Source organism: Phreatobacter sp., assembly GCF_051860605.1.
Lineage (GTDB): Bacteria > Pseudomonadota > Alphaproteobacteria > Rhizobiales > Phreatobacteraceae > Phreatobacter.
Genome location: NZ_JBHYDR010000001.1, coordinates 564519 through 577271 on the forward strand (window position 1 = coordinate 564519; position 12753 = coordinate 577271).

Consider the following 12753-nt stretch of genomic DNA (forward strand, 5'->3'; position numbering starts at 1 on the left):
CGCTCTTGATGGACAACGCCGAGCCAGTGCTGTTGCTCGGTGCCGGTGCTTCGATAACATCCGGCATTCCGGCGGCAGGCAAAACTGTCGAGAAAGTGGCGCGTTGGGCGTGGTGCAAGGAGAACGGCCGCCACCCGGACGACTTCACGATCCGCCGGTCTGATTATTGGCCATGGCTCACCGCCCAGCCGTGGTACAAGCCGGACCTCTCGCCTGCCGATCTCTATCCTGAGGCCATTGACAACCTTTTGGGGGTCAAAAGCGACCGCCGCGAGTTTTTCGAAAAGCTCATCAACCCGCCTGAGGTGCCGCCCTCGCGCGGCTACGTCGCCTTGACGCAGATTCTCCATCAGGGTTGGATCTCGTCCGTCCTGACCACCAACTTCGATCGATGCCTTGAGCGGGCTGCGATCCAGCAGAACCGGCCTCACCGTCTGGTCAGCATCAGCACGCCAGCTGACTACGTGATGTTCAATTCAGCGCCGCACGACCCACAGCTCGTGTTCCTCCATGGGTCGGTGAAACATTACACGGACAAGAACCTGACTGACGAGGTTCAATCGCTCGATCCTCTGCTCGTCGAGCGGCTGCGGCCGCTGCTTCGTGACCACCCTATTATCGCGGTCGGCTACCGGGGCGCCGAGGCGTCCGTGATGAACGATCTGTTCCTGGCGCAAGCCAAGACCGGCGGCTTCCTCCACGGCGTCTACTGGTGCGTCCTTGGGAACGATCTGGCCGGCCCTCACTCGCCTTGGGTCGAGCAGTTGGCGGGCGCGATCGGCTCCAATTTCCAGCTTGTGCCGATCCGCGGCTTCGACGACCTGTTCGAGAAGGACCTGCTGGCCAGCATGGTTGCCGCCGGAGCGCGGCCGACCCGCCGTCCTTCCGGCCACAGCGTCGGCGGCATGCCTGCGGACATGCGCCCGCTCGACGGCCTCGACGTGTCGGGGTTTGAGCAGCCGTTGCTACAGGCCCGCTTGCGGCAGTATGCGGACAGGACCGACCTCTGGAGGCCGGGCGACGTCGACGCCGCCTGGATCGAGGAGATGACCGACCGGCTCGACCTCGTGCGCCCGGTCGGGGGGCGCGTCGCCCCAACTCTCGCGGGTTGGCTGCTGTTCTCACGCAACCCTTCCGCCGAGTTTCCTCAAGCCCGGGTCGAGTTCCGCGCGACAGGTCCTGGCCACTGGCTGCGGGGCCGCTTCGGCCAGGATGTCGAACTCGAACCGGCTGCCCGCACCAGCGCGTTCACGGTGCGGCAGACCATCACCGGCAACCTTTGGAGCCAGCTCGACGATCTGATCGACCTTCTGGCGCTGGTGAACTTCCAGTTCCGGCTTAAGGCCGAGGTGTCGCGCACGGTAAACGCGTACAACGCCATCGCCATCAAGGAGATGCTAGTCAACGCGATCGTGCACCGCGACTACGACCGGGACGAGGCCGTTCAGGTCGTCGTTGAACCGAAATCGATCACGGTCACTAGTCCCGGCGGTCTCATCGAGGAGATCGCGGCCCAGGTCGGCGAGCAGTCATTCCAAAACGCGATCGCTGAGCGGACCAGCCCGATCAAGGGCTACCGGAACCCCGCCATATCGGACCTCTTCTACGGCGGCGGCCAGATGGACCGTCGGGGATCAGGCCTCTCCGACATGGTCCTCGCGACCGTGAACAATAACGGCTCGGTGAGCTTCGGGCCCTCGGCCGACAACACTCGCTTCACGGTCACCATCGAGGCGCGGCCGGAAGCCGTCGACGAGATCACCAACACCGCGCTGCCGATCGCCGAGGAAACTGTCCGCTACTCGTCGAACTTGATCCCCATCGAGACCATGCCCGCGAAAGTCTGGCATTCCGCGACCAGCGCCGGGTCCAACCGCAGCTTCTATCGAGCCGCCGAGGGTCTGACGGTTCCACCGGGCCATGTGAGCGACGGCCGATTCTACTCCCTCTACGATCTGGAGGAGCTCGCCGAGGCGATGGTTACGCCCTTCGATCCCGGTGAGATCGAGGCCTTGGGCTTCGACGAGCTGATCGCGTTGCCGGGCGGCGAATCGATCGCGTTGAAGCTGCTTCATGACCTTCTTTTCGAGCACCTGAAGACCAAGGGTCTTCAGATCGAGTACGACCGCCGACGTGCCTACTTTGCGCGGGGTGACGAACCGGAGCTTAAGGTCAGCTATCAAGGGCGCCTCCGCAAAGCGACCCGGACCGTGGTCAAGGCGCGCACCAAGCGCGAGTCCGATGACATCGTCTACTACGAGCACAAGGCGGTCAGCTTCTCGGTCATGCGCTTCGGCGGCGACTGGGCGGTCGTTTTGACGCCCGGATACGCCTTCACCCGCGACGGCGTGCGGAACCCGATCAGCCGGGAGCGGACCAACGCACTCTCCACCCGCCGCGCCGCGCGGGACTTCAACCCGAGCGTTCTCCAGGACGTGTCGTTCTGGCTCGCGATCCTGTCCGGCGAGGCCGAGGGCCTGTTCGCCCTTGAGCATCGCCCGGAAAACGACCTCGCCCGGTTCGCTCCGTCCGTGCTCCTTTCCCACCGAACGCCGACGATCTCGTTCAACGTGTCGGCCTTCGACGAACTGGCCCAGCGCGACACGGAGATCGACGAGGACCTCCAGAAGCTCGAAGCCGAGCTTGAAGCGCTCGCGCTGGAGCCCGACGAGGAGGACTTGGGCCGGAACGGGGATGATCCAGAGGGAGGTGAGCCCGACAATGTCGATTGAGCTCGCCATCGTTGAACTGGCTCCGCCGCGGCTCCAGTTTGGGGGCGCGAGCACGCACACCGACCCCAAGGTCGGGCTCCTCTCCGCAGGTCCTTTCGATCTGCGCTTCGGGTCGGCCCGGAAAAATCATGTCCACGTGGGGATCATCGGCCCAGCCGACCAGGTGGCGGCGGCTCGGCGCTGGTTGGAGCGCTGCAGCCGAGAGGTTCCCATTCTGGGTGAAGCCAGCCTGCTCAAAAAGCCCTTCCCTGGCTTCGAGGAGACCTTCCACAAAAAGCTGGTCGCTCCCGACGCGTCCTCGATCGCGCTCAACTCGCAGAATCATGATGAGATCGCTCGCGCTTTGCAGGGCGACGCCTACCAGGCCTTCCAGCGAGTGGTCGATCTCTACGCCGACGCGCATGCGCGCCTGGCGTCGCGCGACCTGAACCGTCCTGACATCGTGCTGATGTGCATCCCGGACGATGTCTTCAGCAAGGTCAGCGCGGTCGAGCGCAAAGCGACTGAAACAGAGCGCAAGCGCGCTCAGGAGATCCGGCGCACCCGCCCGAGCAATCAACTCGACCTGTTCGATACGCTCGACGAGGTCGAGCAGACGCCCGAAGACTTCCTGAAGCGGGACCTCAGACTGGCGCTCAAGGCGCGCGCCCTCCGAAGCCGGCTGCCGATCCAGCTCGTCACGGACGCCTTGCTCAGCGACACGGCGAAAAACCAGGATCCGGCCACCCGCGCCTGGAACTTCGCCGTCGGACTTTACTACAAGGCTGGCGGTGTCCCCTGGCGATTGCCGCCGATGGGGCCGGACACGTGCTTCGTCGGCATCAGCTTTCACCACTTTCGCACCACGCAGCGCGCCATCGTCCGCTCCAGCTTGGCACAAGCCTTTTCAAGTGACGGTGAAGGGTTCGCCATCCGCGGGGAGGGCGTTCCCGTCGAACCCGAACAGGGTCGGAACGTGCACCTCTCGGAGCAGCAGGCGTTCGAGCTCGCCCAGAACGTGCTCGCCGAATACGAGCTGCGTACAGGCGGCGCGCCGCTCCGGGTCGTGTTGCATAAGACCTCCTATTTCGATCCCGCCGAGCAGGCGGGCTTCGCCGCGGCGCTAAAGGACACGCCCATCGTTTCGATGGTCACCCTCGTGCCGAGCCTTTTCCGGTTGCTGCGCTACGGGGCCTACCCCCCGAAAGTAGGAACGGTCTGCACCATCAACAACGACCGATCCTTCCTCTTCACGTCCGGCTTCATGCCAGAGCTCGGCACCTACCCGGGCCCACACGTGCCCCAGCCGTTCGAGGTTCGGTGTCTCGGCGCAGAGAGCGCCCTCGCTGCGGCGCAGGACGTTCTGAACCTCACCCGGATGAACTGGAACACCGCCGACATCCGGGGAAAATGGCCCGTGTCCTTGTCCTTCGCCCGCCGGGTGGGCGGGATCCTGGACGAGTATGGCGACGACGATCTCGCCGAAACCTCCTTCCGCTATTTCGTCTAGGCGCTGCCCGCCTTTAAGCCGGTCGGGCCAACGCCACGGCTCCCGCTCGCTATGCCTTGGGCTTCATCCAGATCAGGACCTGCGCGCATATCGCGGGCTCGCCGAGATTTGCGAGCATCGCATCGTCCGCCTGCGGAAGTTCGCCGCCCAGCGCCCAGCTCACGCCGGGGTGGTCCGCCGGCAGCATCGCGGCGATCGTGCGAGCCGCCCCCGCATCGCGATCCTTCACGACCCAGGCCATGAGCAAGAGCAGCACGCGGCGCTTGGCGTTGGTGGCGAGGGCTTCCGCCGCCCTCACCACGGCGTCGACATCAGCTCGCCAGGCGAACAGCAAGGTCAGGTTCGCAGCGACCGGCTCGACCCGTGTCGCAAAAAGATCAGGGGTGATGCGCTGGATCACCTCGGGCGCGACGACCTCGCCGGCTTGCAGCAGGGCGACCGCGGCCGCGCGTCGGACAGGCATGCGACCCGGCGTCACCGACAACTCGATCAGGCGCTCCTGAACGGACTGTCCGGACGTGCGGGCCAGCAGCCGGAAGATGCTGAAGCGCAGCCCGGGATCGGAAGTTTCGATACCGATGGCGTAAAGCTGCTCGGCTTCTTCTGCCGCGAGCGGCGGCGACTTCTCGATGGCGTCCACCGCGGCCCGCGCGATCGGGAAATCATCCTCCTCGCCGTAGAAGCCGGAACTCCGCGACCACGAATCCTTCGCCAACCGAAGCAATATGGGCAGGTGTGCGGCGTGCGGCTTGGCATCGAGCAGAGCCACGAGCGCCTTGCGGACGGGACTACCACGGTCGGCCGCCTTGGCGAGAAAGCGAGCCGGCAGCGGTGCAGCCAGGGCGCCGCCGATTGCAGACAGGGCGCGGGCTCTCACCTGGGCAAACTTATGGTCGAGCGCGGCCGCTACCTCCTCCTGCATCTCCCGCCGGATCGCCGCCTCAAGCGCGTCAACCGCGGCGTCGTCATCCTCGCTGTTGGACAGGAGCCAGCGGATGTCGTTGTCGACCGGCAGGGGCGCGTGGGCGTCGACCGCGACCCGGAACCAGCGCACGTCTTCGCTTTCGGCCTCCAATCCTTCGAGCACCGCGTGCGCCTCCTTCGGGATGGCGACGGCCTGGTTCTTCGACAGCCGCAGGCTCGCCTCCGCCAGGGCGGGAAGGGGTGCGGGGAGCGCGGCGATCGCCGCAGCAATCGAGGCGTCGTGATCAGCCTCGTCCCTCGACGCGCGGCTGCGCAGCTGCGACAGGTCGAGCGCGGTCTCCACCAAACGATGCCATCTCCCGCGGGTGCCGAGCTCGCGTCCGACCGCGGCCAGCTCTTCAGGTGCGCGCTCGATGGCGCAGGTCAACGCCGCTGTGCGCACCGCCCGGTCGGGGTGGCCCTCGACCAGCCGCGCGCTGAGCGCGGGCAAATAGCGCGGATCCCAGGCCCGCCGGAGAACGAACCATAAGTCATCTTCGTCCGCGCTGCCTTGGCCCGCGGCGAAGGCTCCGGCGATCTCGTCGGGGTTGGGGGCCGACCGCTCGTCCGCCTTCGCAAGGCTTCGAAGCCAGTAGTAGAGAAGCCGATCCCGATGGCGGTGCTGGGCGATGTGCTGCCATCCCTTGGTCGCCCTGACCCGCTCCACGTACGCTCCCAGGAATTCGCGCGCCGTGTGGCCGTCGTCGCTTTGGCCGATATGCTCGGCGTAGTCCTCGCTATACTCGCCATTGATGATCGCGAGGTGCGTTTCGGCGTTCCTTTTCCGCTCCTCCTCGGACGGGGTCAGGACTTGGACCGCGGCGTCCACGATCGCCTCGAACCCATCGAGGTCGCGCAGCGCGCCTGCGGCGATCGTGTCGTCCGAATAGATGAAGCCGAAGTGCACGGCCCTGGTGGCCGCGTCCAGGAACGCCGACGAGAGATCGGGCGCAAGCCGCTCCACATCGGCGACGAAACTGCTCGGGTAGTCGTCGCGCTCGGTGGGAAGGACCTCGCGGATGAACGTCTCGACCAGAGGCTTGGTCGAAGGATCGGCCCGCAGGCGTGCGTACCAGGCGTCGTCCTTCTCGGGCGGACCCCAGTTCATCATGCCTGCGAAGCTCGGGTTGGGCCGGTTCAAGAGGTACCGTGCCAGCTCCGAGGCGTTGCTGTCGGACGAGCCCGCCGCCCTCGCGAGTTGAAGATTCGCCTCGAACTCGCGGCCACCCTCCGCCAGTCGGGCCGCAAGCCAAGCGTCGATCTTGGCCGCCGCTGTCGTCGTCGGCGACGGCTTAAGGGCGGGCCTTCTGTCGGCCGCCGCGAGCAGGCGCGCCGCCGCAGCGACGCCCCACGCTTCACCGGGCCCATCCGGGGCTACGAGAAGATCGATGAGCAGCCGGAGGGTGCGGCGCGCGACGAGCTCGTGCCGTGCGAGCGTCTGCTCAATTCCGGCTTCGACGCGCGGGTGGTAATATGTCACCGTCTCTTCGGTCTGCCGCAGGTTCCGGGCCGCCACGAAGAAGTCGACGAGCGGCGTCACGCCTTCTGTCATCGCCGCGTCCTGATCGGCGAGACTTTCCTCGATCGGGCGCAGGACCCTAAGGGACAGCTTGTCCGTGGCCTTGAGCAGCCCCCAGACGATGGCGGCGGCCCTGACGTCTCGCCGCTGCTCGATCTGCTCGATCACCGTGCGCTCGATCGAGTTCTGATGGGCTCGATCGATCGCCTCCGCAACGAACCCGGGCGGGTTCAACAGTTTTTCCCGGTCGATCGCCGGCAGTGCGTCGAAGTATTTCTGGATCTCCAAAGGCGTCGACAGTTCGGCCAGCACCTTCGGTTCGGCTTGCGCGGCCACGCTTCGAAGCTCGCGCGGCAGCCCGTCGATGCGCGACCGGTACAAGCGGATTCGCTCCTTCCGGCCGTAGTGCTCCGCCTCAAGAGCGACAAGCCAGGGCTTGACGCTCTCCAGGGCGCCCGACGTCTGAGCCACGTCTAGCCGCGACGTCGCGATGATTAGGCGATCGTGGCTGGCGTGCGCGAAGAGCTGCGCCAACTGGTCGTTCCAAGGCCGGCTCGCGGGGTCGAAATCGAACCGCCCCCAAGGGTCTTCGATGTCGTACAGCACCGGCGGCGCCGTTCGATCGTCGCGTAGCTGCTGAGGGCCGAGCTTGATCGGAACATGGGCGAGGCCGGGGATCTCGGCCCGCAGCTCCTCGTAGAGCTTCCGAGTCGCTAGCGTCTTGCCGGTGCCGGACTGGCCGATGATCAGGGCGGCCCGGCGCTCGCGCATCATCGAGCGCAAATCGCCCCAATTGGTGGGGTGGACATAGTGCTCGAGCTCTGGCGAGCTGGCGATGTATCCTTCGTGGTCGCGGATCACGCGTTCGAGCTCGTCGCGCCGCCAGCGGCCCGAACCGCCCCGATGGATCCGGACGCGAGCCTCCTCCCTCAGCACCTTGAGACAGGCCTCCCAGCGGGCATGAGGCACGCGGAAGCTCTCGGTCAGGAGCCGCTTGATGTCGGTGGCGAGTCGCTCCTCGTCCTGGTTTCCAATCACCGCCACCCGTCCGCGCGCGCCTGCCGGCAACGCTTTGGCGATCAGGGCCGGCATCTTGGCTGGGTTCGGCCACACGCCCGCGCGGCGCACCTTCAGGTCGCGGGTGCCCCCGTTCAAACCGGCGCTGGTGACGAGGAGATAGCGTACATCGGGGTCCGCGAGCCGGGCGGACGCCGACTGGCGGCGCGTTCCGCCGTGCTCGAGGAGCGCCTTGACCCCTTTGACCGACCAGGCGTCTCCGGAGCGCAGCTTGGCTTGGACCACCAGTGTGTAGCCGCTCATCGGAACCGCGGTCGTGATCCGGCCCGGCTCATCGGCCTCGAGCTCGGCCTCGACGTCCTCTTCGCTCGCCGGCTCGAGGACTACTTCCTGCGTCAGCTTGGCCGCGAGCATCAGGTCGAGCGCCAGCCAGACCGAGACTTCGATCTGGTACTCGTAACCGGCGATCCCGTGACTGCCAGAGCCTCCAGCCTCCGCTTCGATATCGTCTCGATTACCACTCTCGCCCATGCGACCTTTTTGTCTCTCACTTATTCCTAAAGCAGGTTCCGCAAAGCGGGTTCATCTTGATCTAATGGGATTCGAGGGGTCCGTCGATGAAATCGCGGAGGGCCGAAGTCGCCTGCGCCGGAGGCAAGACCGCGGCGGCCGGCCCGAAATGCACAGAAGGCAATACCGATCACACGCCTCTTCGACGTCGTTGGAGAGAACCTGGACCAGGGCTTCGTCAACCTGAGCCGGACAGGCTGGCGAGGGCGTTGGGCTCTTCCTACATGCATCTCCGCCCGGCTGGCGGCGGCCATGGTGGAGGCGGAGTTGGACGAGAATGACCCGGCAATCAAACATGAACTAGAGGCAATTCAGAAGTTCATCCTGAGGTCGGTCATACCGCTTCTCCAGGAGAGGTCGGAAGGGAAGCCAGACCCCGTCGGAACGGGCACCCTGCTCGCTATCAACGATAGGCGCTTCATCGTCACGGCCAAGCACGTGTTCGGCGAGGACGCGGCCGACCTCCAGCAGGTGGCCATCCCGGACGCCATTGAAGGCACCAACTTCGTCCGCATCATGAAGATGAACTACGGCCGCCCCAAGGGTGACGGCTTCGACGTGGCCATCTTGGAGATCGCCGACGCGGAGTCCATCGCGGCCATCGAGAAGAGGTGGTCCTTCCTCACGCTCGACAACGTCAACCCGAACTGGTGGCCAAAGCTGGCGTGGGTAACAGGATACCCGAGTTCCCGCGCGACGGTCGCAGGCAAGATTCTGACCACCATGCCAGTCACCATCATGACAGAAAAACTTGCCGAGGTGCCTGACAACCTGCGTTATCCGGCGATCCGCGGCCTCGATATGTTCTACCTCTACAACCGCACTGCCCGTCTGCTCTGGAAGGGCGAAGCGGGTACCCCGCCACTGCCCGGCATCAGCGGAGCGGCGATCTGGGCGGTGACGAAGCCGGATGTCGGGGACCAGTTTTGGACCCCCGCGAAATCCGCCAAGATGATCGGCGTGCAGGTCTCCTATGACCACGACCGTTTCATACGCGGGCAGACCTGGCTAGCCGTGGCTAAGATCTTTGCTCTGATGGACGATGAGATCTCCAACGCCGTGAAGGAAAAGCTCGGGGTAGAGCGCGACGCTCCGCCGTCAGAGCATAATGCACCGCCTATGGAAAAGGCGACGCAGCCTGCCGCTGTGAGTTCGTCTCGGTCAGGGCCTTGTAGATGATGAGGGAGGACACTGCCGCCCAACATGTCGCATCCGGAGCGAGAAGGTCCAAGGGGTTGATCGCGTGCACGAGAACGCCCCTGGTTCCCGGCGAGCGGCCCTGTGCGATGACAGCCAGGGGCCACGATCGTCGAAGGGGAAGGCTTCTGACCCATGCGTGCCGCAGAGAACAATTGCGGCGCATTCCGCAGCCTCCGATCCGAGGCTGGCGACGTCCGTCGCAAGCGCCTCTTGGACTTCACCTGTAAGTACTTCGCGTGGATAGGCAGTTGCACGCGCTTCAGTTCCGGCGCAAGCGACGAGGAACTTGCCGTGCGCCTCGGCATACCTTTTCGAGACCCGCTGCAGGCAGACTAAGACGTGCGAGGAAGTCCGCGGAAGCAAGGTTCCAAGCGGAAGGTCCGCTTACTGGCAACAGCATAGATGTCTGCTGCGAGGGCGCGAAGCTGACGTTCCCAGCCCCTGCCAACCGGCACGCCGAATCAGCTATTTGCGCGCCCCTCCTTTGACCTGCATGCCGCCCCCCACCATGGAACGAAAAGACAGGCGCTTCCCCGATCGAATCTCTCAGTTCTGCAAACTGAAACTTCGTCATTCTCTCGGTACAGAGACCCCCAGATTCCAAGCCTTTCTTATTGGGCTTCATGATCGCGGCGAGTTGCCGCCAACTCGTGGGCGTGGGATCGACTGGCGCTCTATTGCGGACCGGTCGGGGGTTCGTGTTGATCTCATTCTAGCCTCTCGAGACCAGATCCGTCCGATCCTCGATGCGCTCACCCGCGAGTTGGGTCTTCAAGAAGCTGGCGCCCTCGTGCCATCACGGGTTGGCAGTCGGCTGCGAAGGACCGGTCGAAAGTCCGTTACCTTGGCCAAGGCTACGATCCGGTTGGAACCGCAGCCCAAACTTCCCATGGAGCTGCACGGCACCGATAACCCTGGGCAGAAGACGCCTATCGGTTGCCTGACCGCCGAGCAGGGCGCCTTCAGCTCGTCACTACCGTCGATTGTTAACGCCTTCCACGAAGCGCTTAGCGGTTTGATGGACCGAGCCGGTGAAACCTACTGGGACGTGCACCGAGCTGTCGTTCGGTTGGACGAGTCATTCGACCCCAAAGCCATCCGCGCTTGGGCCAAGGGAGAAAAAGCGCCCAGCACTGTCGCAAGCATGGAAATCGTTCGCCGGATTGAGCGTCATTATGGGCTGCCCGAGGGCGAGCTCGTGTCGAGGCTTCCTCATCGTGCCCGCGCAGCGAAAGGGCATCTGCTCGAAGGTGTCACCGCCTCGGAGCGCCGGCGCCTTGCCTGGCATTTGCCGGACAATTTCAACGCACTCCCGCAAGAGCAGCAGGAACACATCATCGAGTGGGTTCGACGCGTGATCATTAGCGGGTCGACGGACTATCGGCGTTTTCAGGCGGCCGCCACGAAGCACCGTTATGCGATCCGGTTTCCGGGCGTTGCCTACGGCCGATCGGAGCCCTCCATCGGCCAAGCAGCGACCGAGGCGGAAGACGACGCTTCGACTGGCACTGATCCCGATCTGCAGTCAGGCGTAGTCGATGCGCCACCGCATCTCACAATGGAGATGGCAAGCCTTGTCCGGTTCAAGACCTCCACCCTGACGGCGTTCGGGCTGCGTCGGAACGGCGTCTGGGGTGAAGAGACCACTTCCCAGAAGATCGAGCACCTTGGCTTAATGCTGGGGGCTCTCGCGGCATCACCAAAGGCGGCAGTCAGGGGCTACGGCGTCCCTCTTCAGCACCTCACGCTAGGCCTTCTCGTCTTTCCGGGCGTCTGGGATTGGTACGTCCAGTGGCGAGAACGACGCCGCGGCTTCTATACTGCCTGGGAAATCGACATGCTCCGCATCGCCCTTGCCCTCACGCGGCAGGAAACAGGCTGGCTCAGGCAGCACGGACAGCTCGTTCACCGTGTCCGTGCAATCCCAGGACTCGTCACGCCCGAAGAGATCGAGCGCGCCAAGGCAGATTGGGATGGCGCGTGCGATAACTTCTTCAAGCACGCAACGAGCCGCGTGAAGGAGATCCAGCGCGTCGCTCGTGTGCATCGCGACCCGTTCGAGCCCATCATGCCTGTCCTGGAGGCTCCAAGCCCCGTCGGCGAGTATCGGAAGATCACCGAGGAAATCCTTCGACGGATGCCCGACCCTTGCCGATATCCTCGAGCGGCGGCTGAGGCAGTCCGATCCTTCCTGATGCTCCGTCTAGGCCTCCATCTCGGGCTCCGGCAGAAGAACCTGCGACAGCTGATGGTCTGTCCTCGCGGGCAAACTCCTCGCTCCGAGCGGCAGCTGGAGGACCTCAAGCGCGGCGAACTCCGCTGGAGTGACCGAGACGACGGCTGGGAGGTCCTGATCCCTTCGGTCGCGTTCAAGAACGCCCATTCATCCTATTTCGGCAGCAAACCGTTCCGGCTCGTGCTCCCAAACCTCGGCGGCCTCTACGAACATATCGACACCTATATCCGGCGCGATCGGCATCTGCTGCTGGCGGGCGCACCCGATCCCGGGACCTTCTTCATCAAGACAGTCAAGCAGTCGAGCACAGACCCTGCCTACGACCAGACCACGTTCTATGAAGCCTGGCGGCTAACGATCCAGCGATATGGCATCTACAATCCGTTCACCGGCCGCGGCGCCATCAAGGGCCTGCTACCGCATGGTCCCCATAACGTTCGTGACGTCCTAGCGACCCATATCCTCAAGCAAACGGGGTCCTACGAGCAGGCGAGCTACGCCATCCAGGACACGCCGGAAATGGTGCAGCACCACTATTGAACCGCCCCGGTTTTGCCGGAGGCAGGTTGTCGTAAGTTATGCGGCCATCGCTGTCTCTGCCAACGAGGCGTAGTAGCGTTCCTCGGCCTCTGCCGGCGGGATGTTGCCGATGGGCTCGAGCAGGCGGCGGTTGTTGAACCAGTCGACCCAGGTGAGCGTCGCGAACTCGACCGCCTCGAAGCTCCGCCAAGGTCCGCGCCGATGGATGAGCTCGGCTTTGTAGAGCCCGTTGATGGTCTCGGCGAGCGCGTTGTCGTAGCTGTCGCCGACACTGCCGACCGATGGCTCGATTCCTGCCTCAGCCAGGCGTTCGGTGTATCGAATGCTGACGTATTGCGATCCGCGGTCCGAATGATGCACGAGCCCGGCTTTGCTGGCGGGCCTTCGCTCATGGAGGGCCTGCTCGAGCGCGTCCAGGACGAAGCTGGCATGGGCTGTCCGGCTGACCCGCCATCCCACGATGCGCCGCGCATAGGCGTCGATGACG

The 12753-nt window shown here is 64.6% G+C and carries 7 protein-coding genes; 4 read left to right on the top strand and 3 right to left on the bottom strand.

The genetic code is table 11. From position 1 onward, the window contains the following. The first annotated feature begins 8 nt into the window (after window positions 1-8). Complete coding sequence (locus tag ACTIFS_RS02650) at window positions 9-2732, top strand: SIR2 family protein (RefSeq protein WP_439572476.1); 2724 nt, start codon at window positions 9-11, stop codon at window positions 2730-2732. Next, entirely contained in the window at window positions 2722-4221 is a 1500-nt protein-coding gene (locus ACTIFS_RS02655) for an argonaute/piwi family protein (RefSeq protein ID WP_439572477.1), read from the top strand. The genes ACTIFS_RS02650 and ACTIFS_RS02655 overlap by 11 nt, the downstream gene beginning before the upstream one ends. 49 nt (window positions 4222-4270) lie before the next feature. Here the strand turns inward: ACTIFS_RS02655 and ACTIFS_RS02660 are convergent, their stop codons facing one another. After that, window positions 4271-8251, bottom strand: coding sequence for a hypothetical protein (locus ACTIFS_RS02660; RefSeq protein WP_439572478.1), 3981 nt, complete (start codon window positions 8249-8251; stop codon window positions 4271-4273). Between the two features lie 306 nt (window positions 8252-8557). Between ACTIFS_RS02660 and ACTIFS_RS02665 the strand changes: the two genes are divergently transcribed. Beyond that, window positions 8558-9469 (top strand): hypothetical protein, encoded by a 912-nt coding sequence (locus ACTIFS_RS02665; protein WP_439572479.1) that lies wholly within the window; start codon window positions 8558-8560, stop codon window positions 9467-9469. On the opposite strand, the gene ACTIFS_RS02670 is transcribed toward ACTIFS_RS02665, so the two are convergent. Next, a complete protein-coding gene (locus tag ACTIFS_RS02670; RefSeq protein WP_439572480.1) occupies window positions 9452-9853 on the bottom strand; it encodes a DUF2817 domain-containing protein in 402 nt (133 codons plus the stop codon). The genes ACTIFS_RS02665 and ACTIFS_RS02670 overlap by 18 nt on opposite strands. Before the next feature lie 526 nt (window positions 9854-10379). Here ACTIFS_RS02670 and ACTIFS_RS02675 point away from each other — a divergent pair. Continuing rightward, window positions 10380-12266, top strand: coding sequence for a hypothetical protein (locus tag ACTIFS_RS02675; RefSeq protein ID WP_439572481.1), 1887 nt, complete (start codon window positions 10380-10382; stop codon window positions 12264-12266). Between the two features lie 36 nt (window positions 12267-12302). Here ACTIFS_RS02675 and ACTIFS_RS02680 read toward each other — a convergent pair. After that, window positions 12303-12753: DDE-type integrase/transposase/recombinase (locus tag ACTIFS_RS02680; RefSeq protein WP_439572482.1), on the bottom strand; the 451-nt coding region annotated here is incomplete at its 5' end.

What these genes read in the sequence shown, in the direction of transcription:
- ACTIFS_RS02655 (WP_439572477.1), top strand. Translation starts at nt 2,722, where the DNA reads ATGTCGATTGAGCTCGCCATCGTTGAACTGGCTCCGCCGCGGCTCCAG.
- ACTIFS_RS02650 (WP_439572476.1), top strand. Translation starts at nt 9, where the DNA reads ATGGACAACGCCGAGCCAGTGCTGTTGCTCGGTGCCGGTGCTTCGATA.
- ACTIFS_RS02675 (WP_439572481.1), top strand. Translation starts at nt 10,380, where the DNA reads ATGGAGCTGCACGGCACCGATAACCCTGGGCAGAAGACGCCTATCGGT.
- ACTIFS_RS02660 (WP_439572478.1), bottom strand. Translation starts at nt 8,251, where the DNA reads ATGGGCGAGAGTGGTAATCGAGACGATATCGAAGCGGAGGCTGGAGGC.